Annotated in this window: 24 protein-coding genes; 7 read left to right on the top strand and 17 right to left on the bottom strand. The window is 45.5% G+C overall.

The features are described 5' to 3' along the window. Window positions 1-16 precede the first annotated feature (16 nt). Window positions 17-436 carry a thioredoxin domain-containing protein gene (locus tag KB186_RS04025; protein WP_173609647.1) on the bottom strand — a complete coding sequence of 140 codons (420 nt, stop codon included), beginning with the start codon at window positions 434-436 and terminating at the stop codon, window positions 17-19. Between the two features lie 164 nt (window positions 437-600). Here KB186_RS04025 and KB186_RS04020 point away from each other — a divergent pair, with 164 nt between their 5' ends. The 4 genes from KB186_RS04020 to KB186_RS04005 all read left to right on the top strand — a co-directional run bounded on the left by KB186_RS04020 (window position 601) and on the right by KB186_RS04005 (window position 4,245). Then, window positions 601-2,268, top strand: coding sequence for a ribonuclease J (locus tag KB186_RS04020; protein WP_221867168.1), 1,668 nt, complete (start codon window positions 601-603; stop codon window positions 2,266-2,268). A 64-nt stretch (window positions 2,269-2,332) separates the two neighbouring features. Then, window positions 2,333-3,148 carry a copper amine oxidase N-terminal domain-containing protein gene (locus tag KB186_RS04015; protein ID WP_232773146.1) on the top strand — a complete coding sequence of 272 codons (816 nt, stop codon included), beginning with the start codon at window positions 2,333-2,335 and terminating at the stop codon, window positions 3,146-3,148. 70 nt (window positions 3,149-3,218) lie between these two features. Beyond that, a complete protein-coding gene (locus tag KB186_RS04010) occupies window positions 3,219-3,788 on the top strand; it encodes a hypothetical protein (RefSeq protein WP_232773145.1) in 570 nt (189 codons plus the stop codon). 85 nt (window positions 3,789-3,873) lie between these two features. Then, window positions 3,874-4,245, top strand: coding sequence for a copper amine oxidase N-terminal domain-containing protein (locus KB186_RS04005; protein ID WP_232773144.1), 372 nt, complete (start codon window positions 3,874-3,876; stop codon window positions 4,243-4,245). A 77-nt stretch (window positions 4,246-4,322) separates the two neighbouring features. On the opposite strand, the gene KB186_RS04000 is transcribed toward KB186_RS04005, so the two are convergent. From KB186_RS04000 to KB186_RS03940, 13 genes are all read right to left on the bottom strand, one after another. Beyond that, window positions 4,323-4,892, bottom strand: a complete 570-nt coding sequence (locus KB186_RS04000) for a manganese catalase family protein (RefSeq protein WP_007725798.1) — start codon at window positions 4,890-4,892, stop codon at window positions 4,323-4,325. Window positions 4,893-4,913: 21 nt separating this feature from the next. Further along, on the bottom strand, window positions 4,914-5,186 hold the full coding sequence (locus KB186_RS03995) for a spore coat protein CotJB (protein WP_173609651.1): 273 nt from the start codon (window positions 5,184-5,186) through the stop codon (window positions 4,914-4,916). After that, a complete protein-coding gene (locus KB186_RS03990) occupies window positions 5,183-5,410 on the bottom strand; it encodes a spore coat associated protein CotJA (RefSeq protein ID WP_173609652.1) in 228 nt (75 codons plus the stop codon). Before KB186_RS03990 ends, KB186_RS03995 begins: the two co-directional genes overlap by 4 nt. 115 nt (window positions 5,411-5,525) lie before the next feature. Beyond that, on the bottom strand, window positions 5,526-6,386 hold the full coding sequence (locus KB186_RS03985; RefSeq protein ID WP_232773253.1) for a cupredoxin domain-containing protein: 861 nt from the start codon (window positions 6,384-6,386) through the stop codon (window positions 5,526-5,528). A 231-nt stretch (window positions 6,387-6,617) separates the two neighbouring features. After that, a complete protein-coding gene (locus tag KB186_RS03980) occupies window positions 6,618-6,941 on the bottom strand; it encodes a metal-sensitive transcriptional regulator (RefSeq protein WP_173609653.1) in 324 nt (107 codons plus the stop codon). A 42-nt stretch (window positions 6,942-6,983) separates the two neighbouring features. After that, complete coding sequence (locus tag KB186_RS03975; RefSeq protein ID WP_173609654.1) at window positions 6,984-7,610, bottom strand: NAD(P)/FAD-dependent oxidoreductase; 627 nt, start codon at window positions 7,608-7,610, stop codon at window positions 6,984-6,986. Between the two features lie 102 nt (window positions 7,611-7,712). Next, window positions 7,713-7,916 (bottom strand): copper chaperone CopZ, encoded by a 204-nt coding sequence (gene copZ / locus KB186_RS03970; protein WP_173609655.1) that lies wholly within the window; start codon window positions 7,914-7,916, stop codon window positions 7,713-7,715. Window positions 7,917-8,059: 143 nt separating this feature from the next. After that, window positions 8,060-10,510: a bifunctional diguanylate cyclase/phosphodiesterase gene (locus tag KB186_RS03965; RefSeq protein WP_232773143.1), complete on the bottom strand. Its 2,451-nt coding sequence runs from the start codon at window positions 10,508-10,510 to the stop codon at window positions 8,060-8,062. 38 nt (window positions 10,511-10,548) lie between these two features. Continuing rightward, window positions 10,549-12,999: a bifunctional diguanylate cyclase/phosphodiesterase gene (locus KB186_RS03960; protein WP_173609657.1), complete on the bottom strand. Its 2,451-nt coding sequence runs from the start codon at window positions 12,997-12,999 to the stop codon at window positions 10,549-10,551. 195 nt (window positions 13,000-13,194) lie between these two features. Continuing rightward, a complete protein-coding gene (locus KB186_RS03955) occupies window positions 13,195-13,515 on the bottom strand; it encodes a hypothetical protein (protein WP_229088035.1) in 321 nt (106 codons plus the stop codon). A 210-nt stretch (window positions 13,516-13,725) separates the two neighbouring features. Next, a complete protein-coding gene (locus KB186_RS03950; protein WP_221867171.1) occupies window positions 13,726-14,436 on the bottom strand; it encodes a thermonuclease family protein in 711 nt (236 codons plus the stop codon). Window positions 14,437-14,964: 528 nt separating this feature from the next. Then, window positions 14,965-16,002: a MerR family transcriptional regulator gene (locus KB186_RS03945; RefSeq protein WP_232773142.1), complete on the bottom strand. Its 1,038-nt coding sequence runs from the start codon at window positions 16,000-16,002 to the stop codon at window positions 14,965-14,967. A 115-nt stretch (window positions 16,003-16,117) separates the two neighbouring features. Continuing rightward, entirely contained in the window at window positions 16,118-16,558 is a 441-nt protein-coding gene (locus KB186_RS03940) for a CBS domain-containing protein (RefSeq protein WP_173609661.1), read from the bottom strand. 151 nt (window positions 16,559-16,709) lie between these two features. Between KB186_RS03940 and KB186_RS03935 the strand changes: the two genes are divergently transcribed. Next, window positions 16,710-17,054, top strand: coding sequence for a YugN family protein (locus tag KB186_RS03935; protein ID WP_047068784.1), 345 nt, complete (start codon window positions 16,710-16,712; stop codon window positions 17,052-17,054). A 66-nt stretch (window positions 17,055-17,120) separates the two neighbouring features. Next, complete coding sequence (ftsW, locus tag KB186_RS03930; protein ID WP_232773141.1) at window positions 17,121-18,290, top strand: putative lipid II flippase FtsW; 1,170 nt, start codon at window positions 17,121-17,123, stop codon at window positions 18,288-18,290. A gap of 46 nt (window positions 18,291-18,336) precedes the next feature. On the opposite strand, the gene KB186_RS03925 is transcribed toward ftsW, so the two are convergent. After that, window positions 18,337-18,678: an Asp23/Gls24 family envelope stress response protein gene (locus KB186_RS03925; protein ID WP_232773140.1), complete on the bottom strand. Its 342-nt coding sequence runs from the start codon at window positions 18,676-18,678 to the stop codon at window positions 18,337-18,339. 75 nt (window positions 18,679-18,753) lie between these two features. After that, on the bottom strand, window positions 18,754-20,382 hold the full coding sequence (locus KB186_RS03920; protein WP_232773139.1) for a thiamine pyrophosphate-binding protein: 1,629 nt from the start codon (window positions 20,380-20,382) through the stop codon (window positions 18,754-18,756). A 150-nt stretch (window positions 20,383-20,532) separates the two neighbouring features. On the opposite strand from KB186_RS03920, the gene sleB reads away from it, so the two are divergent. Continuing rightward, the gene (sleB, locus tag KB186_RS03915; protein ID WP_173609665.1) at window positions 20,533-21,300 is read left to right on the top strand and encodes a spore cortex-lytic enzyme; all 768 of its coding nucleotides are present in this window, start codon (window positions 20,533-20,535) and stop codon (window positions 21,298-21,300) included. 59 nt (window positions 21,301-21,359) lie between these two features. On the opposite strand, the gene KB186_RS03910 is transcribed toward sleB, so the two are convergent. Further along, window positions 21,360-21,620 (bottom strand): hypothetical protein, encoded by a 261-nt coding sequence (locus KB186_RS03910; protein WP_173609666.1) that lies wholly within the window; start codon window positions 21,618-21,620, stop codon window positions 21,360-21,362. Window positions 21,621-21,721 lie beyond the last annotated feature (101 nt).

Genomic DNA, 21,721 nt, shown 5'->3' with positions numbered 1-21,721 from the left:
CAGTACCCTTTGCTTATCAGGGCTTTACCTCAATGGAAAAGCTCTCTGCAACACCATACGACTCGTGGTTATTATGGGCCAATTCTACCTTGACCTCATGCTTCCCAGCAGGGATATCCTTCAAGACATAGCTAGGCTCAAATACTTTGGCGATCTTTTTGCCGTCGAGGTACAGATGTACATGACCTTCCCCGTGCTTGTTTTCTTTTCCCATGTTTTCGAGGGAAAAAGAGAAGTTCGTAACAGCCAATTTGAGCTGCAAATCATCTTTCTCAAGGGTATGCGTCACAGCGAGTGTCGGCGCTGCATGATGAGCGTGCGACTCGTCTGCTACCACTTCGGTTTGCGCTTGTTGGTTCGCATACACAAACCATTCCACACCAGCCGCAATGGCAATCAATAGAAACAAGCGGAAAAGAAATCGTTTGGTTTTCACCGGAGCTGCTCCCTTCCAAAATGAGTCTTACCCCAGTGTGCCCGACTCCTGTTTGGTTCATTCATCCATTTTTACTGCATGATCTCCCCTGCTATCCATACATACTCAGCTTTCCAATAGGCAAAAGTAACCACAAGATGCTTTGGGGAGGTCATTGACTGCTTATGAATACATCGAATGAAACTCTTTCTATTTTTGCTTTAGGAGGAGTATATGAAATCGGCAAAAACATGTACGGGATTCAATATGGGGATGAAATTGTCCTCATCGATTGTGGCTCGAAGTTCCCGGATGAGAGTTATTTAGGAATTGATCTGATCATACCGGACATTAGTTATCTGCTGGAAAATCAAGAAAAAGTCCGAGCCTTGATTGTCACGCATGGGCATGAGGATCACATCGGGGGCATTCCTTATTTTTTGCGACAACTAAACGTCCCTGTGTATGGTACCCGCTTAACGTTAGGTCTTATCGAATTAAAGCTCAAGGAGCATAATTTGCTTCATCAGTCCACCCTCATCTCCATCGATCGTGACTCTACTATTTCATTGGGCTCGCTCTCGATCAGCTTTTTTCAGACGAACCATAGCATCCCAGATTGCTTGGGCGTTGTATTTGAGACAAAAGCAGGCTCCATTGTGCATACGGGCGATTTTAAATTTGATTTAACGCCGGTGCATAAGCAATCCCCCGATTTGCACAGAATGGCTGAAATCGGTCAGAAAGGCGTATTGGCTTTGTTGTCGGAGAGCACCAATGCGGAGCGTCCAGGCTTTACCCCGTCAGAAAAACACGTAGGCGATCGTCTGTTAGAGGCATTTAGTAAGGCACAGCAGAAAATCTTTGTCTCGACGTTCGCTTCCAATGTATACCGTCTCCAACAAGTCATTGATGCCGTAGAAGCAACGAATCGAAAGCTAGCTTTGCTGGGCCGAAGTATGGTCAATGTGGTCAAAATCGCATCGGAACAAGGCTATTTGCATATTCCAGAAGACATGCTGGTGGAAGTAGAAGAAGTAAACGAGCTCGATCCAGCCCGTGTTGCTGTTCTGTGCACGGGAAGCCAAGGCGAACCGATGGCTGCTCTATCCCGGTTGTCGACCTCCGGCTATCGGCACGTGAAAGTAGAACGCGGCGATACCGTCATCCTCTCTTCATCCCCTATTCCAGGGAATGAACGAAATGTAGCGCGCATCGTCGACAACTTGTTTATCATGGGTGCCAACGTTATTTATGGCTCCGGGACGGGCATGCATGTATCTGGTCATGGCTTCCAGGAAGAATTGAAGCTCATGCTCACTCTCATGAAGCCAAAATACTTTATCCCCATTCACGGCGAGTATCGGATGCTCCATCAACATCGTCTGTTGGCTGAATCTGTCGGCGTTGATTTCGAGTCCATTTTCATTGTGAATAACGGAGATGTCGTGGATATTCAGGACGGTGTGGCTTTGCAGGAAAGAAAAATCCCTGCTGGAAATACGTTGGTGGATGGTTTAGGAATCGGTGATGTAGGGAATGGAATATTACGGGATCGCAAACATCTTTCGGAAGATGGCATTCTCGTGATCGTTGTGACGCGCAGCAAAACCGACGGCAAGATTTTGTCGGGTCCTGACCTTATTTCTCGCGGATTTATCCATGCCCCGGAATCGGAGGGCCTGTTGGAAGAAGCGACTCGCATTGCATCCGAGGTGATCACCAATTTGCAGGAAGCAAATGTGAGCCAGTGGAACCGCTTGAAACAAGGAATGCGGGAATCGATTGGGAAATTCGTGTATGCCAAAACAAAGCGCAGACCCATGATCCTGCCGATTATTATGGATGTGTGAGGGAAAAGCCTTCTTTTAGGAGGGCTTTTCCAGCATGTTATTTTCAATCTTGGGGTGATTTGAAATGGTGAAAATGGTTAGACTTTTAGCGTGCTTTCTTGCAATCTTTTTTATTTTCTTTGCTTCAGTTCCAGAGTCTGAAGGGGCAGAACTCAAGGCAAATGTCATTGTAGATTCAATGATTTATGGAAGATCAGAGGACAACAACACGTTTTTTATTTATGCCCTATTACTTAATCTAGGTGAAGCAACCGCTACAAATTTTAGCTACGCAGGTCTCTCATTTGAGGGCAAAAACGGAATGGACCACTTCTACCCCGAAACTAGCCACACTGTTATCAATTCATCGTTGAAGCTAGAGCCGGGACATTTTGTAGAAGCAAAATTTGAACTGCCCTTAGATTTTATTGATTCTAGGTTTAAAAACATAAATGACATCAAAAAAATTAGTATTTTGATTATCCGCGATAACTCTGCTCCTTATAAAGACGACTCACCAGTGACTGTGACCGTAAATAATAAAAAGCTTGTGCAACAAATCTTTGTTGAAAATGATGTCACTTATGTTTCCCTTCGCGAGTTAGCCGACGTTCTTGGTGCTACGATCCAGTGGAATGATCCTACCCAAACGGCAACGCTCATCCTGAGAGACAACTTCATGGAATACGATAGACAAATAGTCATACCGGTTGGCAGTGATCGCTTTATTGATCATGGTCGCGAAACTACTGTGTCGGGAAAAGCGAAGCTGTACAATAACACCACCCTGGTTGTACCTTTACGAGATATTGTAGAAATGCTGGATTACTATGTTGTTTTTGAACATAAAGGGGGTCAGAAAACCATCGTCGTCATTCCGAATGATCTTCTTTATAGATGAGAAGGGAAAAGCCTTCTTTACTGAAGGCTTTTCTAACATGATATTTTCAATCTTGGGGTGATTTGAGTTGGTGAAAATGGCAAAACTGTTTATGTGCCTTCTTTCGAGCTTTTTTATTTTCTTTGCTTCGGTTCCAGTTTCCTTGGCATCATTGGAGAAGAATCCTTTACTGTTCGAATTTACGGAAGTAAAATTTGTAACCAAACCAGATGGAAGTCACTATGCACAAGGATACTTGAACTGGGGAAATCTCAGTCCTTATGAAATTATTGAACTTAAGGGAAGCATTGATTTGCTCAATAAGCAGGGACAAAAAATCAGTACGAAACCTAAATCCATTGAAAGTTATCATCTCGATTCGGGTACTAGTGGTTATGACTTTTTTGAATTGGTAGACTTTGATCTTGTTCCTTCCGTTACAAATCCCAAACAAATCGAGGGTGCTTATCTAAAACCAACGTATACATTTACATTAGGAAAAAAAGCTGAACTCAGACCTGACATCGTACCAGGAGGAATAACATTTGGGCCGTCCGGGGACACTCTCTCCATCAAGACCATTTTAATTAATCACGGAGAGGCAACAGCCTCAAATTTTAAATACTCGGGAATATCATTAACAGAATTTTATCAATTCTAAGTTTAATAGCTTTCAAGATATATTCACGATAAAGTTTTCTTTTACGCATGAGAACTCAGCACCTTATAAAGATACAGCCCTGAGTGTGACAGTTAATAATAAAAAGCTTAATGATTTAATCTTGGTTGAAAATGATGTCACATATGTGCCACTTCGCGACTTAGCGGATGCTTTTGGTGCTACTCTTCAATGGGACGATTCAACTCAGTCCGCAACAATCACAAAAGAGACCTACCCGGGAAGCGCAATTTGGATTACCATTCCAGCAGGGAGTAATCGATTCATCATCAATAATTACCCAGTTACTGCATCGGCAAAGGCAAAGCTGCACAATAATACCATTCTTGTGGTCCCGTTACGAGAAGTTGCAGAAATGTTAGAGTGCGAGGTTATTTTTGTTCATAAATGGGGGCAGAAATCCATTATAGTGATCCCATACGATTTTAGCGAAGATTAACAACTTCAATCACCTTCGCCAGCTATGGGATAGAATAAATTAGAAAAAGAGAGCCCACCAGCTCTCTTTTTTAACATTCAAAATATCTTCTTCGCATCCCGTTCTTCCTTCAAAATCTCTACAGCCTCGCGGAAACGCATAGAGTGAACCACTTCCCGCTCCCGTAAAAACTTCAAGCTGTCCTGCAAATCAACATCGTCGGTCATGTCGATCAGCCATTGATACGTCGCGCGGGCTTTTTCTTCTGCTGCGATATCCTCATACAAATCAGCGATTGGATCGCCCTTGGCAGCGATGTAGGCAGCCGTCCACGGTACACCACTGGCATTGTTGTAGAAGAGCGCCCGATCATGATTGGCGTAATGGTCACCCAGACCGGCTTCCTTCAATTCTTCTACTGTCGCGTCTTTGGTCAGCTTATACACCATCGTGGCAATCATCTCGAGATGCGCAAACTCCTCGGTAGCGATATCCGTTAATAATCCGACCACTTTATTTGGGATTGTATACCGCTGATTCATATAGCGCAAAGCGGCTGCAAGCTCTCCATCTGCTCCTCCGTATTGCTCAATCAAATACTTCGCCATTCTCACATCGCACTTACTGACACGAACCGGATACTGTAGTTTTTTTTCATAGATCCACATCGGTTTCGTTATCCCTCTCTTCTAAACTTGCCAAGGCCATGGATCATCATTCCACTGCCACGGATAGCCTGAATAGCTGCGGCCAAGATTTTGCAAAGGTCCATACAGCCTCTCATACTCGTTTGCCAAAACCCAGCGTTGTTCCGTTAAATCGTTAAACTGCTGGAGCGCATTCTGATCGGTTGGATGGGTATCTAAGTAAAGATTTAGCTCTACCAGCACGAAGTCGATCGCTTGCAACTGTTCAAGCAATGCGTAATATTGTTCATCGCCAAATCTATTTTCAGCTGTCATGTGCCTCCCCTCCCTAAATGACTCAGTCTGGGGTCATATGGGCTAAAAAGCGCCGGCCATAGCGTACCTAATTTCAACGCTTCCATCGGGCTGTATTGCGGCAAGTTCTCTGGCTGAAACTGCATAAAAAGCTGAGGGGGCACCTGGTATGTCTTTACCCGAATCGGCGGACAAGGATCGAAGGGACCAACGTACGGAAAGTAGTCGCGTGTTTGCGAATGCAATGCCAATATCCTCCTCCAACTTGCAATGTCACTTCTTTCATGACTACACTATGCAGCCCACCCAGTAGGCGTGATTGCTACCCTAAAAAGAAAGGCATTCTCCTCCCCCGTTGCTTCATCCCGTCACTTGCAAGCTACCAATCATGCCGCTTTCTTTGTGTCCCGGGATCGTACAATAAAATTCATAGTTTCCTTCCTCCAATGCCTTCCACACTGTTTCAACAGACTCTCCCGGTTTGGCGTGCAAGTGAACCACACCCTCAGCCATTCCTCCATGCTGATGTTCACTGCTTGATTCTGAAATCGTAACGATTTTTCCATGAGAGGCAACCTTAATATCGTGCTCTACATTGCCATCATTTTGAAAGACGACTTTGATCTCCGTATCTTTTTTAACAGTAAATTGGTTCGGTTTATAGGAAAAGTCGACGGCTGTGAGGGTGATTTCTGTCGCATAAAGCGCCGGAGATGGAAACGGTAACGATTGAAACCAGAAGAAGACGGCAAGCAGCAACACAGCTGGGGTAGCTGGATGATGAAAAAAGGAAGACCACTTCGTTTCTTTTTTATTGAAATCAATCAGCTTGGATACGAGTAGCATACATACGGTATAGAGCATGACGAAAACAAACAGGAGAGGCTCTACTTTTTCACCGGGAACCATTTCTCCCAGCATCGCGCCCATCATCCCGCCCATGACGCCAGATAAGATTCCTTCTACAATACTCAGGATCGACAATGGAACGCCTAGCAAAAAACCAGACAATCCACCTGCCAGCATTCCCCACATAGTGGATACATAAAGGTCTCCCTTGTAAACATCGCCGAAGATCAACCCTCCGATCAGGCCAATCATCATACTGACAGACATCGTGCTCATCATGCCTTGCATATGATCGATCCCTTGCTTTCGTCGCCAAATAAACCATGTGAAGCAAGCATAAGCGAGACTGACGTAGATCAGGACCTGATACACCGCGCTCAAGATACCACCCCCGAGTATATTCCCCTCATTGTAAAGTATGTCCTACGCCAACTAAATAGGACAAAACGAACTAGAAAAGGACACCCTCGTTGAATTCATGCATAGACCGTCGTCTTCGTCTTTTTACTGCGAAAAACATCCCCTGCTTCATTTCAAAACTTGTCCAGATTTTGCACCGTCACACGCTTTCTCCATTATAAAAAGCTTCATTTCTGAAGCTTTTTATTTCATCAGCTTATTCATCGTGGTTAACAGCTCGTCAATGACTGCACTGTCCCCTTCTTGGATGCGCTCAATCACACACGATTTCATATGTCCTTCCAAAAGGATACGTCCCACTGAATTTAAGGCAGATTGTACTGCAGCAATTTGATTCAAGACATCATCACAATAAGCATCCTTCTCCACCATGCCCTTAATCCCGCGAATCTGCCCCTCAATCCGATTGAGACGCGCCTGCAAGTTTTGCTTGGTTTTTTCTGAATGATGACTGTTTCGATCAGATGTATGACAAGACTGCACAATGTTCAATTCCGCATTTGACAATAAGATTCCCCCTCTAATCATCCTACAATATTCACATCTCTGTCAGGAAGACAGCCCCAATTCTTTTCGGACATTCTCCAATCCAAATCGCTCGACAAACTTGAAAAACTTCTCTCTCTTTTTCCCTTGCGTCTGATACAACGCAATGATGCTTTGGACGATGGTGGATAATTGTTCTTCCTTCACCTGCTCGATCAGGAGCTGGGCTGTTCTGGCCTCCATTGTTTTCGATTGGCCTCCGACGTAGATTTCAAAGGTTTCTTTTCGCTTGACGATCCCGATATCTTTTACCAACGGCTCTCCACAGGCATTTGGGCAGCCTGTATAACCGACTCTCATCGTAAAAGGAACGGTCATCCCTGCAATCGTGTCATTTAAATTTCTCGCTGCCATAAGCCCTTCAATCTCCGCTCCTTTGCAAAAAGAACAGACTGACAAATTCTTTACAACAGAGCCCGTTTCGTACACGCATAAGCCTTTGTCACGCAGCGCATTTTTGGCAGCCTCCGCCTTCTCTTCATTCATCTCGACTATAAGCTGCTGAAAGATCGAAAGTTCGAGTTGGGCATCCTCGCCAACGATTTGACCGATTGCCATCATATCTGCAGGAGTAAACACAGAACCCCCGACACGAATTTCTGGACTTACGGCAAACTGTACACGCTTCAAAAAGCATTCCTCCTACACTATCTGGATTTGTAATATTCGGTCAACTGATCGATATACGAAAGGCTGCAATTCTACAATCACAGCCTTTCCCGCAACTTTTGCTTATACGACATCGTATCCTTGATCTTCAATCGTCTCTTTCACATTTTCCAGCGAAACAACAGATTCATCAAAAGTCACGCTTACCTGATTGTCAGCAAGGCTTACCGTTGCTTTGCTAACCCCTTCCAGTTTTTGTAGAGCACCTTCTATAGAGATAACGCAGTGATTGCAGGACATTCCTTGTACGTTCAAAGTGACATTCATTTTACATCCTCCTTTGTTTTTGGGAAACTTATCTCGATTACATTTTACAATACCCCTGTAGGGTATACAATACCCAAATTTACATTTCCTGCTGTGTACATTTAAAAGAGCTCCCCATCTATTTAAGACAGGGAGTTATTTGCTTACGCTTCTTGGCTGAGATGCGTTCTTATGGGAACAAAAAACACTTGCTCCACCTCATTCGCTGATAATGGGCGACTGTAATAGTACCCTTGAATTTCCTTGCAATGATTTTCTGTTAAAATATCCAGCTGATCCTTCGTTTCAATGCCTTCTGCAATCACATCCAATTTCAGATGCTTTGCCATCGAAATGATGGTGGCCACAATGGCTTTATCGTTTTCATTTCGAGACAGGTCTGTTATGAAGGAGCGGTCAATCTTTAGCTTGTGAATCGGAAACTTTTTCAAATAGCTCAATGAGCTGTAACCGGTTCCAAAATCATCCAAGCTAATTCTCGTTCCGATTTTGTTTAACTCTTGCAGGATACTGATCGATACTGCCGGATCCATCATCATGCTCTCCGTGATTTCCAGCTCCAAAAAGTGCGGGGCAAGCTTGGTTTCCTCGAGGATATTTTTGATGTACTGGACGAGGTTCCGTTGGTGAAATTGATGGGAGGACAAGTTGACGGAAACGGGTATCAACGGTCCCCCTCCATCATGCCACTGCTTCATTTGCCTGCACGCTTCGCGAAGCACCCATGTACCAATCTCATAGATCAACCCTGTCTCTTCAGCAATAGGGATAAACACTCCTGGTGAAAGCATCCCTTTGGTAGGATGATTCCACCTGACGAGAGCCTCCACTCCGATCATGCGATTACTTTCCGAATGAAATTGAGGTTGGTAGTACACCACCAGCTCTTTTCGTTCAATTGCTTTTCTTAGATCACGTTCTATTTCAATATTTTCCAGCAATTGGACGTCAAATTCGGGCGTGTAGAACAGATGACCATTTTTCCCCTGTTTTTTCACCTCGTACATGGCCGTATCCGCTTTTTTGAGTAGCGCGACAGCATCCGTTCCATGGTCTGGGAAGATTGCCGTTCCGATACTCGCTGATATGTAAAACTCACTGTCTTTTAGCGAGAATGGCTGTTTCAACGCTTCAATGATCTTATCCGCTAAACTCGCCGCTTCCCTGCGGTCCGCTCCTGTTTCGCAAAGGATGGTAAATTCATCTCCACCCATCCGGGCAATTGTGGCGTGGTACCCTTCCGCACTCTTTGCAATTCTGTCGCTGACCCCCTGCAAAAAGATATCGCCGTAGGAGTGACCCAAGGAATCATTGATCATTTTGAAACGATCGATGTCGATAACCATGATGGCAAAGCTCGATAAATCTTGGCTGCTTTTTTCAATGGATTGATGAAGAACTTGATTAAACTTTCTTCGGTTCGGCAAGTCGGTCAGCTCATCGTGATAAGCTAAATATCTGATTTTTTCTTTCACGCGATTCTCTTCGGTAATATCCTTCACAATGATGTGATTCCCCACCACTTCTCCTTCAATCTCAACCGGGACATTGAGTACACTCAACTCTACGCGATTTCCGTTCGGATGAAAAATGGTCGTCTCAAAATTATTCCGATTGGGCTGAAAAGACTGGGCAAAAGAATCTTTGGTGATGTCCCTTTTCTCCTCTACAATATGCATGCCAATTTTCGATACGTGTTGATTAATGAATTCTTCCTCCCGCAATCCACCAATCTTCGTAACAGCTGGGTTCATTTTGATAATACATCCGCCTGTATCTAAGGAAATAATCCCGTACTCATTATTTTTATAAAGGGAACGATACCAGCTTTCACTTTCCTGAATGACCGTATCTTTTTGCGAGAGTCGTTTGTTAATAAACAAGCCGAACAATGTAATGCCGATCAGTAAAAAGGTGGCCAAGACAATGATATAGGCCAAGGTCTCCGGCTCAATCTGCGTTTCCACTTCTGTTGTCGGCAGTTCTGTAACGTAGAAATGCGCTGCAACCATCCCGGTGTAATGCATGCCCGCGATTGCTGCTCCCATTATGAGTGAGCTGCCCAATTTGTATAAATACGCGTATTTTGCCTGATCACGGCGAAAGTAAAACAAGAGCCAAAGTGCCGCTGCCGAAGCAGTCGCTGCGATGATAATGGATAAAATGACGATCCACATATCGTATGTAATTTCAATAATCATCGCGGCCATTCCAATGTAATGCATCCCAGATATTCCAGCAGCCATAAGAATTCCCGCGATACCTAGCTGTCTCGCATGTAAGTTGCTTTTCGTGACGGTAAACAAGGCTATGCTTGAGACAAAAATAGCAAGGATGACGGATAGGACGACATACTCCATGTCATACAAAACCTTAATGGGGAGGGTAAGTGCCAGCATTCCGACAAAATGCATGGACCAGATTCCAAGCCCCATCGTTGTGGCACCAAAAATCAACCAGAGTAGCTGATGCTTCCCCTTACTTTTACTCACTCTGGCTGCCAGGTTGAGAGCAGAAAAAGAAGCTGCAACCGCGATTAAATAAGATAGTATCACAAGGAAACTGTCGTACGTTCCATGTATCTGGTGATCCAAGCTCGTTCACCGCTTTCCTTTTGTTAATCTCGATGGTCTCACTTAACCATGCTGCCTGATTTCCCATAACGATTTACCTGCAAAAAGGAATCGATTTCTTTCGTGGGCAGCGGCTTACTGTAAAAGTACCCTTGGACTTCATTACACATTTGTTCCTTTAGAAATTCAACATGTTCGTGTGTTTCTACGCCCTCTGCAATAACGGCAATTTTCATGTTGTGTGCCATGTCGATGATCGTTTTTATAATCGCTTGATTCCGTGGATTCAAATTCCGGACAAAGGATTGATCGATTTTGAGCCGGTCGATCGGAAATTGACTTAGATAGCTCAAAGAACTGTAGCCCGTCCCGAAATCATCGATACTGATGCTAATCCCAAGACCTTTCAACCGATTCAAAATCCGTATCGTATAGTCTACATTTAGCGCCATGCTTTCCGTGATTTCCAGCTCTAAGTATTGCGGTGATAAGCCTGTTTCTTCAAGGATTGAGGTAATCATCTCAATGAGGTTGTTTTGCATAAATTGGCGTAAGGATATATTCACTGCAACAGCCAGTTCTGTATAGCCTGCTTCTTGCCACACTTTTGTTTGCTGGCATGCCGTTCGCATTACCCATTCCCCAAGTGGAACGATTAAGCCTGTTTCTTCTGCGATCGGGATAAATTGAATTGGTGGGATGAGACCAAGGTCTGGATGTTCCCAACGAATCAGCGCCTCCATGCCGATAATCTTGCCGGTGTGCAAATGAATCTTCGGTTGGTAGTGCAGTGTAAATTGTTTCTCATCCAGAGCTTTTCGCAATTCTCTTTCAAGCTGTAGCTTTTTAGCTAAAACCTGATGCAGCTCCTCCGAGAAAAATTGATAATTATTTTTTCCTTGCTCTTTTGCCAAATACATGGCTGCGTCTGCATGCTTCAGTAGCGCTTCGATATCGTCTCCATCATCCGGATACATGCTGATGCCGATACTTGGTGTAATAAAGATTTCGATATGGTCTAACGTAATCGATTCTGACATGCTCGTGATGATTCGCTGCGCAATTTCACCAGCCTCCTTGTGTGAGACACCTGTGAGAAAGATGGCGAACTCATCTCCACCTAGTCGAGAAACAGAATCTTCTTTTCGCAAACAACCGATGAGACGATTTGCTACTGCTTGTAAAAGGACATCCCCAATGGAGTGGCCAAGCGTGTCATTGATGTTTTTGAAACGATCCAAATCGATGAACATGACGCCGATTTTCTCATTTTTTTGTTTTGCCTTGAGCATGGCCTCAGCCAGTTTTTCATGAAAAAGCGTTCGATTAGGCAGGTTGGTTAAGGAATCGTAATGGGCCATGTAGCGGATCGTTTCTTCTGCCTTTTTTCTCTCGGTGATGTCAATCATGGAGCCTACCATTTCCACGATCTCTCCGTTTTCCTCAATAGGCGACAATGTAATGTAATAATCATTTCCGGATAGTTTCAGTTCGAAGGTAACAGACTCACCAGCAAATGCTCTGCGAAAATAGCTTTCCATTTGCTCCGCTACCTCATATGGAAAGATTTCATACGATGTTTTTCTCAACATCCTCTCAGACGTTAGCCCGAGCTCTTCGGCAATTTTCCCTTCACACAAGGTATAGGTGATGTTTCCTTTTGGATCTGTTACGATCTTGAACACGCAGTTTTGCAAGTTTTGGACCGTCCTGCGAAAATCGTTCTGCAATGCTTCTGCCAATGCTGCCTCTGCTTCAATCCGGTCGGTAATATCCGTACGGATCGAAACATATTGATACGGAACTCCCCGGTCGTCTAAAAATGGCACGATGGTCGTATTCATCCAGTATTCACTGCCGTTTTTGGCGCGGTTCTTCACTTCGCCCTTCCAGACTCGTCCTTGCTTGATCGTTTCCCACATCAATTTAAAAAACGACTTGGAATGATAGCATGAGTTAATGACCCGATGTGTATTTCCAACCAATTCATCCACTTCGTATCTGGAGATTTCACAAAACTTGTCATTTACATAAGTAATGACGCCTTTATCGTCTGTAATCGCTACAATCGAAGATTCATCAAGTGCATTTTTGATATCGTGCAAGTCCTTCATCGTCTTTGAAAGAGACTCTTCCATCTGCTTTCGTTTCGTGATGTCCGTCCCAATTGCCACGTACTGATAAAGGAAACCACTGTCGTTCATGAACGGCACTAACGTCATGCTAAGCCAGTATTCCGTACCGTCCTTTGCCCGATTTTTCATCTCGCCTTTCCACACTTTTCCTAGGCTGATGGTATCCCATAGCGATTTAAAATAGTTTCTCGGATGGAAACCGGAATCGACGATGTTATGGTTTTTTCCGATTAATTCCTCTCTACTAAACTTGGATATTTGACAGAAGTTGTGATTGACGTAGGTGATGATTCCTTTTTCATCTGTTATCGAAATAACAGATGACTCTTCCAATGCAGATAATGCATACTTTACATCTCTGATTTGATTAAACACATGGCACCCCCGCCTGTTCTCGCATTACAATTGAAACTTACGAATGGAATGCTGCAGCTCTTCTGCCATTTCGGCGAGTGTACTAGAAGAGGTTGTAATCTGTTCCATAGAAGCTGTTTGTTCTCCGCCACCATTCTTGAAACATGAGCAATTCCCTCTGAAAATTCCACGACGGAAACCGTTCCGTAATTGGCTTTATTGATTTGTCCTGACATTTCTTGTGTTCTTTTCGAGATTCGTTTGACTCGCGATTTTCGTAATAATCGAAACGATTGAACCGACTTCTTTTGATTTTTCGCCGAGCATATTGACCACTTCAGTTGAAGAGCTCACTCTTTGATTCATCTCATTCATTTGCTCGATAGATTTGGCAACCACTTCATTCCCTTCTGTTGCTGTTTTGTTCGCTTCAATGGATGAGCTGATCGCATGCTCCATGCTCGTTGCTGTCAATTCCTCGGAGGAAGCGGCTACTTGTTGTGAATGGAAGGAGACTCGTTCTAATAAATCTTGCAAATTGTGCTTCATTCGGGAAAAATGGCGGGCAAGTTCACTAATCCCTTTATCTTATGTAACGGCATTTACCATAGGTCTTTTGACCTTTTTTCATCAATTAACATCGTTCTGTAACATTTCTGAAATTCTTTTCGACAAGGAAAAAGCCCCGACTGCCAAGGCAGACGAGGCTTACATTTTCATTTATGCGGCTCATGTTTCCTGCATGTCTTATCGTTTTGGCGCCCGAAAACCTGCTTGCTGGGCTTCTTCCTCCGTCGCAAACCACATTTCCGCTTTTGTTTGCTCATAGCTAGCGGAGCCAGGAACGTGATAGATTTTCTCGCCCTTGCTGTTGACATTGCCCTTGATGGTCTTGCCTTCTGGTGGTGCAGCGTCTGCGGCGGTATTGTTATTGGATTGTTTTTGGGGCTTGGCTTTTTCCTTAGAAGCCCCTGCCTTTTGCCCTTCTAAAGCCCAAAGCCCTCGATTCTGCTCCCGCGCCTCACGCTCGGCTGCCAGGAACAGCTCTGCTTGGGCTACATTCGGTGGGATCGTCATGATCCGGGCGTAGCCGTCACGAACGAGCTTTTCATTGACAAAGGTTCCATCTTCCAAATATACGTAAGCAAGCAAACGCTTGTATTTGTCATAGGGCTCGACATCGAACTTCAGCTTAACCTTTTTACCCGTTAGAAGCTCCTTGGAGTAATTGCTCGCTTCTTTCCCATACGGTTCGACTGGATGGTTGGGTTTCACTGTCTCCGGGGTATCTACGCCAATCATACGGACTTTTTCCCCGCTGTCCAGTTCGAATGTATCGCCATCAACCACTCGTTTGATCACAGCATCCATCTCTCCGTTAGCTTCTGGTTTGCCGGACGCTCCACAGGCCGATAGCAAAAGAGCCAGTGCGAGCAGATACATTGCAAATCGTTTCATAGACTTCCTTCTCCTCTTCTATGTTGCATTGTTTTCCAGCGTAGTGGATTTGCCCGCGCAGGTCAATAGGAGAGAAAAAAGTACAAACACTCAAGACTTTTGGTAAAATAATGAAAATGAAAAGGGAGCGATTCTCCCCTTCCCGATCAACTCGATAGTGTTGGCTTCTCCTTGCCCCCCTACGCAGCGCCACGAGAACTGCCACCGCTCGAGTATGTGTTGGATAAAGAAGTCCATTTTGGGTAACGAAAAAAACGACCTTCGCGCAAGGTCGTTTTGTTTATACGTCCAGATTTTAGTCACGATCGGCACTAAACAAGAACAACAGGACGACCACGACAATAATAATCCATATAAATTCCTCGTTCTCGCGATCAAAAAAACCGTCGAACAGACCCATGGTGGAGTCCTCCTTTCCTTCTCGCTACAGCCTATGCAAAAGGCTAGACGCGTGCCAGTAGGTGGAAGAGCCCAAAAGTGAAATGCGTGTTCGACAGACGACTTTTAAAAAACCTCAACAAGAATGTACTACTTACTAGTAGACAGGATCAAATGCGTATAGGTACCTAGCTGTCTGACTTCATTCGTAAAACCAAGATGAACAAGCTCCTGTAGCAACCGAGAGCGATCAGCATAGCAGCGGTCCTGAATATCTGCTATCACGCTCGTATGGCCAGCCTCCTCTAGTGCAACAAGATGCGCTTGTCTATGTGCCTGATCCACAAACATCAAATCGGCAATGACCAAGCGTCCCCCTGGTTTTAATACACGACGACATTCCGCCAAGGCAAGCTGCTTTTGATCATCCGTCAAATGGTGCAAGGCGTAACTCGTAGCCACAAAGTCAAACCGATTTTCTAAAAACGGAAAGGCGAAAAAGGTTCCCAGCTTCGTCTCGACCTCTGGGTGTTTCGCTCTGCATTGCTTCAGCATTTGCGGTGATTGGTCGAACCCGCTCATCCTGGCTCCTTTTTTCACAAGACGCCCTGCGAGGTTTCCAGTTCCCGTTCCGGCATCTAGGCCACATTCTCCCGGTTTGACTGCAACTGTCGCAACGACTTCATCCAGCACGTTTTCGTAAGATTCGTGACCATTCCCGCCATGTACCCATTCGTCGTATCGGTCCGCCCATTCATTAAAATTCCATCGATCCACCCAGTTATCCCGAGTCTGCTTTAATCGCTTGTTCGCCTCTGCCAATGTAAACAGCTCTGCTGGATCAATCGACTCTCTACCCTTTATCCGCTCAATCATCGCTTCTGTCGTTTGGATGACCTTGCTCATTTCTACCCATCTTGTATACATAAACGAACGCTGCAGCTCTAAATAATGGAGAAGAGTGCCTTCCTGATCTTTCATTTGAATCAGAAGCTCCCGAATGTCTTCTACCGCCATCCCGACCTCGCGCAGTGTAATGATGGTTTGCAGTCTCCAGACATCTTCCTCTGTGAACTGGCGATAACCGGATGCATCTGCTTTCGATGGCTTGATTAGCCCTTTTTCTTCATAATATCGAATCGCACGCGGGGTTATTTGCAAGCGATGGGCCATGTCTTTGATTTGCATGGAACTCTCTCCCTGTATCATTCTTTTCTTATCATAAACCTTGACGCAGCGTGAATGTACAGATAGAAAGAAAAAAAGCTGCCGGATTCCTCCCGACAGCTCATTTCTATACTTATTAATGTGGCGCCGGCTCAGAAATTTGTTGGAGAGCGTCACTCGCCTCATCGTGGTGGACTTGACGAACAGCCATATCTGCCAACGCCACAATTCCGACCAGCTTGCCATGCTCGACAACGGGCAGGCGACGAATTTGATGCTGAGCCATCACCTTTGCCGCTTCATCAACCGTCATTCCTGGCTGACCGAGAATAATGTCTCGGGTCATGACAACCTCGGTTGCAGTCGATCCTTCATGCTTTTCAGCCAAACCGCGAATCACAATATCACGATCCGTAATCACGCCGATCACATCATTTTTTTCATCTACAACCGGAATGACCCCTACATTCCAATCGCGCATTTTGCAAGCCACTTCATACACATTATCCTTAAGCGTCACAGTAGCGACATCTTTTGTCATAATTTCGCGCAGAGTGCGATTTTCCAGCTTTGCCATTTCATTCTCCTCCTTTTGCTAATCAACGATTGTAGTTTGTCCGCTCATCTATCGTTTCATTCGCAAGAAAGAGTATGATATATTGCGCTTCTTCCAAAAACAGACTATGATTAATAAGTGAATATCTCACCCATTTTTAGGAGGAAAAAGAATGGTCATTAAGGACACGGGTATTGGCACGAAAGAAGTCTTTTTCGCCGATCTGGAGCACTATATGAGCGAACTCGGCTTTGATCGCGGCGCTTGGGATTACAAGCATGCTACATACGATTATAAAATCCAAGATAAAGGCAACGTCTTCTACCTGCGCATCGAAGCGAACGTGACAGAAGGCAAACTTGAGGATACGCACGCAGTCCTGAAGCTCGAAGATCCTTACATGGGCAAACATCTTTTCCCACACGGTCTGGATTACGATTACCCAATGCCAGACTCCGTTGTAAAAACAGCGAAGTTGAAGCTGCAAATGCTGGGTGAAAAGCTGTCCTCACACTAAAAAATGAAATGGCACGGTGTACAGAGAGGAATCCCCTCTCTGTTTCACGTAGAGGGGGTTATTTTTATGAAGACGAGGGGCGTACCTGACTTCTTGCTCCTGTTTTTGACCGCCCTACTTGTTGGGTTTGGGATAACCATGGTGCTCAGCTCCAGCTCCATTTTCGCATTGACGAGCTTTACAAGCGGCGGCTGTGATTACTGTGGCGGAGATGAGCTTTATTTCGTGAAGCGTCAATCCGTTTTCTTGCTGCTCGGTGTCGTTGGGATGCTGGTGGCCATGAACATTCCCTTCTCCTTTTATAAGAGAAACTTCTTATTGATTGCGCTCGTCAGTTTCTTTTCTTTGCTCCTGGTTCTTGTTCCGGGTATTGGTAAGGAAGTGAACGGAGCTCGATCATGGTTTGAAATCGGTTCTGCAACTATTCAGCCTGCGGAGTTTGCCAAGCTTGGTCTTATTCTGTACTTGGCAGCGATCATCTCCAAAAAAGGGAACGGGATTCAAAAGCTGAAATCTGGATTGATGCCCCCACTGATGGTAACGGGGATGTTTTTTATGATGATTGTCGTCCAGCCTGACCTCGGTTCTGCTGCCATCCTGCTCGGGTGCGCTTTGATTGTCATGATCTGCGGTGGCGCCAAAATCCGTCAACTGGTTGGTCTCGGTGCACCAGCTGTGACTGTTGCTCTATTGGTATACATCACAGCAAAGCCCCATGCTTTGAATCGGATTTACTCGTACCTCAATCCGTGGAGTGATATGGATGGAACCGGCTACAACATTATTCAATCCTGGATTGCGATTGCACATGGCGGTCTGACTGGGACAGGCTTTGGGAAAAGCATTCAAAAGTATTTGTATTTGCCCGAGAGACATACCGATTTTATTTTCTCGATCATGACAGAAGAGCTTGGTTTTATCGGTGCCTCGGTGTTCCTCTTGATTTTCTTGCTTTTCCTGCTGCGAGGCATCCATATTTGTCTGCGCGTAAAAGACACCTTTGCCAGTCTGGCAGGTATCGGTGTTGTTAGCATGTTTGCCATTCAGGCGATCTTAAACATCGGCGGAGTGACGGGTTTGATTCCTTTGACAGGTGTACCATTGCCGTTTATCAGTTATGGTGGTTCCTCCTTACTCGTATGTCTGCTCGCCACTGGCTTTTTACTCAGTATTTCTCGGGAAGTCAGTCGCCAGAAGGTAGAAGAGCAATTACAAAAACAGCCATATGCCATGTAAAAAACAAACAAAAGGGATACCGGATGCGTCCAGTATCCCTTTTTTCTTAGTCATTTCGAAGAAGTTCGATTGTTTCCACCCGTACATTCACAGCTTCCACATAAAGACCTGTTAGTGTTTCCACCGCTTCTTTTACTTTTTCCTGTAGGACGTGACAGACGTGATGGATCTGCGCCCCATAACGGACGGATACACGCATGTCAATGGTGACTCTGTCGTCGATTACGGCTACAGTAATGCCTTTCGCGCCGCCATTCAGCTTTTTCGCCAAATCTTGATAGATTCCGCCTGAACGGACTGTGACTTCCAACACTTCTTCTACAGCAACGCCAGCAATGATTGCGATCACCTGATCTGCTACTCTGATTTCGCCAAGCCTGTCAGCCATCAGGACGCCCTCCTCTTCGCCCGTTTCGTTCTTCCCCCACTGGTTTCATTTGCCTTTTCTTTCATTATAAACAAATCATGCTTGGGCTTGGAAGGAAATTTGTTTTTTTCTCTCCGTTAGTGTCGGAGACGTGCAATGTATGTCAACGAGTGTCAACTGATCTGTAGCAAAAGCCTCCCGCAATACTGGCTCCAGAGCTTGTACCTCTTTGACAACCTTGCCGCTGATTCCGCAAGCACTCGCCAATTGCTGAAAATCTGGATTACGCAATTTCACTCCAAAAGGGATCAAGCCCGCCTGACTCATTTTCACCTCTTCCAATCCTAATGTCCCATTGTTCACCACAAGAATTACAATCGGAAGTTGGAGCTGGGCCGCTGTCATAAGTTCCGCCAGATTCATTTGTAATCCCCCATCCCCAGCGACGCAGACGACCTGCTTCTCAGGATAGGTGAGCTTTGCAGCCACAGCCGCAGGCAACCCGAATCCCATTGTTCGCCACTTTCCCGAAAAGAGTGGGGTCTGTTTTTTCCCACGGAACGCACGGTTAAACCAGATTGTGTGCTCCCCCGTATCCAGAACGATAATCGCATCTTCATTGACCATGCCCCCAAGTGTATGCATCAAGGTTTGTGGCTTTACTCGTTCACTCACTTGTTGAATGACTGCTTGCTCTGTCTCCTCGCCAAACTCTCCATGCCAACGCTTGATCTGTTCCTGCCACGCATCGTCTTTTCTGTGCGATTGCAAACGCCTCATCCAGATCGGCAGGACATCATCCAATTCAGCTGTGACAGACTGGAGGTAGGGATGAGCATGTATGGATCCAGGCTGATGATCTACTTGAATGACGGACAGTTTCTTTGGCAAAAAAGTACGAGGGAACCAGCTCGCTCCCAGAATCAGCAACAAATCTGCTTCCGCTAACGCATGTAAAGCGGTTTCGCTGCCCCCCTCTCCCCAACCGCCAATCACAAGTGGATGAGATTCATCAACCGTCCCTTTTGCTCCGAGCGACAGCAACACCCCTGCCCCTAGCTGTTCCGCTAGCCTCACACACGAATCGGCCGACTTGCGGGCACCGATTCCAAGGAGAACGAGAGGCTTTTTCGCCTTCGCAACCTGCTCGGAAGCAAGCTCAATCTCCATCCGATCAGGATAAATGGCATGTGGAATACGTGGAAGTGCTGCAAGGACAGCTTCTGAAGTCGTTTGGGTGAAGACATCCTTGCAAATGGCGAGATGTGTCACTCCTTTTTGTTGCATAGCCGTGACAAATGCTTTGTGCAGAACACTTTGGATTGCGTCTGGATGCGTAATCGTTGTCGAATAAAAACTGATGGGGCGTATCATATCTTCTTGTGAGATAAACTGCTTGTACGCACCACCCAGCTTGTATGTCTCCACTTGACCTGTAATTGCAATGACAGGTACACGATCCGTATGGGCATCTGCAAGTCCATTCAGCAGATTGACGAAACCCGGCCCCATCGTCGCGGTACAAACAGCCGGAAACCCCGTCAGTTTTGCTTCCGCACTTGCCATCATGGCCGCAGCAGATTCATGCTTGCAAGCAATGTATTGAATGTCGGATTGCTTCGCGATCTGATCCAGCCAGGCAAAGATTCCGTCACCTGCCACCCCGTAGATTCGTTTTACTCCCCATCTAATCAATTGCTCCGTCAAATATTGCGCGACCTGCATCAAAATCTTCCCCTTTCAGGACAAAGTGCAAATACATGTACTCGTAGTCTACGCATTCTCCAATATTTTACTAAGACCAAAATGACGGAAGTTGGAGAACCTAACAATAATCAACTGATATACAAATCCATACCCGAAGGAGGGTAAGAAATGAAACAGCCTGTCAAATGGCTGCTAGCTGTAGTAGTATTCGCACTTCTGATTACGTCTGCGGTTATGGTATCTCCCTTGCGCTCGGATGCATTCAGTAAGCAGATCGTCAAAGTAGGGGCAGAAGGCTCAGACGTGCGCGAAATGCAGTATCGCTTGAAGCACCTTGGCTTCTATACCGGAAAAGTAGACGGGGTATTCGGATGGCGTTCTTATTGGGCGCTGCGTAACTTTCAGTATGAGTTTGGCTTAACCGTAGACGGTGTCCTTGGGGCGCAGACGAAAGTAAAGCTGTACAATGCAACGAAAAATTATAAGCCTACTGCTTCTGATCTCGGGGTGCCACAAACCGCAACCCCTGCACCAACGAAGCCTTCTACGCCTTCTAAACCTACGTATCACGCAGCTGGAATATCGGAGAACGACCTGCGTCTGATGGCGAATGCCGTTTACGGAGAATCGCGTGGAGAGCCCTACATTGGCCAAGTGGCAGTGGCGGCTGTTATTCTAAACCGGACGAAAAACGCGTCCTTTCCCAATACACCAGCGGGCGTTATTTTCGAACCTCGGGCCTTTACGGCCGTGGCGGATGGTCAGATTTGGCTAACACCGAACGAGCAGGCAAAAAAAGCAGTGAATGACGCACTCAAAGGTTGGGACCCAACTGATGGGGCCATTTATTATTTCAACCCGGATACTGCTACATCCGGTTGGATTTGGAGCCGCCCTCAAATCAAAAAGATCGGCAGACACATTTTTTGTCGTTAGCATTCTATTAAAAACAGGCACGACAGTCGTAACTGCGTGCCTGTTTTCCTTTTCGCGTTTCATTTGGAACGCTGTGATTGGAAATGCTGGGCCATTTTGATGAATCGTTCTTCCGGTTCAGTGGTCCCGCAAACACCACATTGTATCATGTAGTTCTCACCTTTGTACGGCTGGTGAAACATATCGAGCTGGTCTTGATGGAGTTCTGCTACGACTTCGCCTGACTGTGGATCCAGTCTTATATAGCGAGGGGTCTGCTCAATGACAGTGAATCTCATCCGATTCGATTTACATGTCGGGCACAATAAAGGCTGGGTCATAAAAAACACCTCCCTTTTCTAGTTCATGGTTAGTTTTGTCCAGAACAGGAACTCTATACCTATAAGGTTTAGAGATGCGTAAAAACTGCTGAGGTGATGAA

It is taken from the genome of Brevibacillus sp. AF8 (assembly GCF_021270385.1).
GTDB lineage: Bacteria > Bacillota > Bacilli > Brevibacillales > Brevibacillaceae > Brevibacillus.
Note: the sequence above shows the minus strand (reverse complement) of the source record. Positions and strands in the feature narration are given on the sequence as shown.

What these genes read in the sequence shown, in the direction of transcription:
- KB186_RS04015 (WP_232773146.1), top strand. Translation starts at nt 2,333, where the DNA reads ATGGTGAAAATGGTTAGACTTTTAGCGTGCTTTCTTGCAATCTTTTTT.
- KB186_RS03940 (WP_173609661.1), bottom strand. Translation starts at nt 16,558, where the DNA reads ATGGCAAAGCTGGAAAATCGCACTCTGCGCGAAATTATGACAAAAGAT.
- KB186_RS03925 (WP_232773140.1), bottom strand. Translation starts at nt 18,678, where the DNA reads ATGGCTGACAGGCTTGGCGAAATCAGAGTAGCAGATCAGGTGATCGCA.
- KB186_RS03945 (WP_232773142.1), bottom strand. Translation starts at nt 16,002, where the DNA reads ATGCAAATCAAAGACATGGCCCATCGCTTGCAAATAACCCCGCGTGCG.
- KB186_RS03935 (WP_047068784.1), top strand. Translation starts at nt 16,710, where the DNA reads ATGGTCATTAAGGACACGGGTATTGGCACGAAAGAAGTCTTTTTCGCC.
- KB186_RS03995 (WP_173609651.1), bottom strand. Translation starts at nt 5,186, where the DNA reads ATGACAGCTGAAAATAGATTTGGCGATGAACAATATTACGCATTGCTT.
- KB186_RS04000 (WP_007725798.1), bottom strand. Translation starts at nt 4,892, where the DNA reads ATGTGGATCTATGAAAAAAAACTACAGTATCCGGTTCGTGTCAGTAAG.
- KB186_RS03920 (WP_232773139.1), bottom strand. Translation starts at nt 20,382, where the DNA reads ATGCAGGTCGCGCAATATTTGACGGAGCAATTGATTAGATGGGGAGTA.
- KB186_RS03910 (WP_173609666.1), bottom strand. Translation starts at nt 21,620, where the DNA reads ATGACCCAGCCTTTATTGTGCCCGACATGTAAATCGAATCGGATGAGA.
- copZ (WP_173609655.1), bottom strand. Translation starts at nt 7,916, where the DNA reads ATGAATGTCACTTTGAACGTACAAGGAATGTCCTGCAATCACTGCGTT.
- KB186_RS04020 (WP_221867168.1), top strand. Translation starts at nt 601, where the DNA reads ATGAATACATCGAATGAAACTCTTTCTATTTTTGCTTTAGGAGGAGTA.
- sleB (WP_173609665.1), top strand. Translation starts at nt 20,533, where the DNA reads ATGAAACAGCCTGTCAAATGGCTGCTAGCTGTAGTAGTATTCGCACTT.
- KB186_RS03950 (WP_221867171.1), bottom strand. Translation starts at nt 14,436, where the DNA reads ATGAAACGATTTGCAATGTATCTGCTCGCACTGGCTCTTTTGCTATCG.
- ftsW (WP_232773141.1), top strand. Translation starts at nt 17,121, where the DNA reads ATGAAGACGAGGGGCGTACCTGACTTCTTGCTCCTGTTTTTGACCGCC.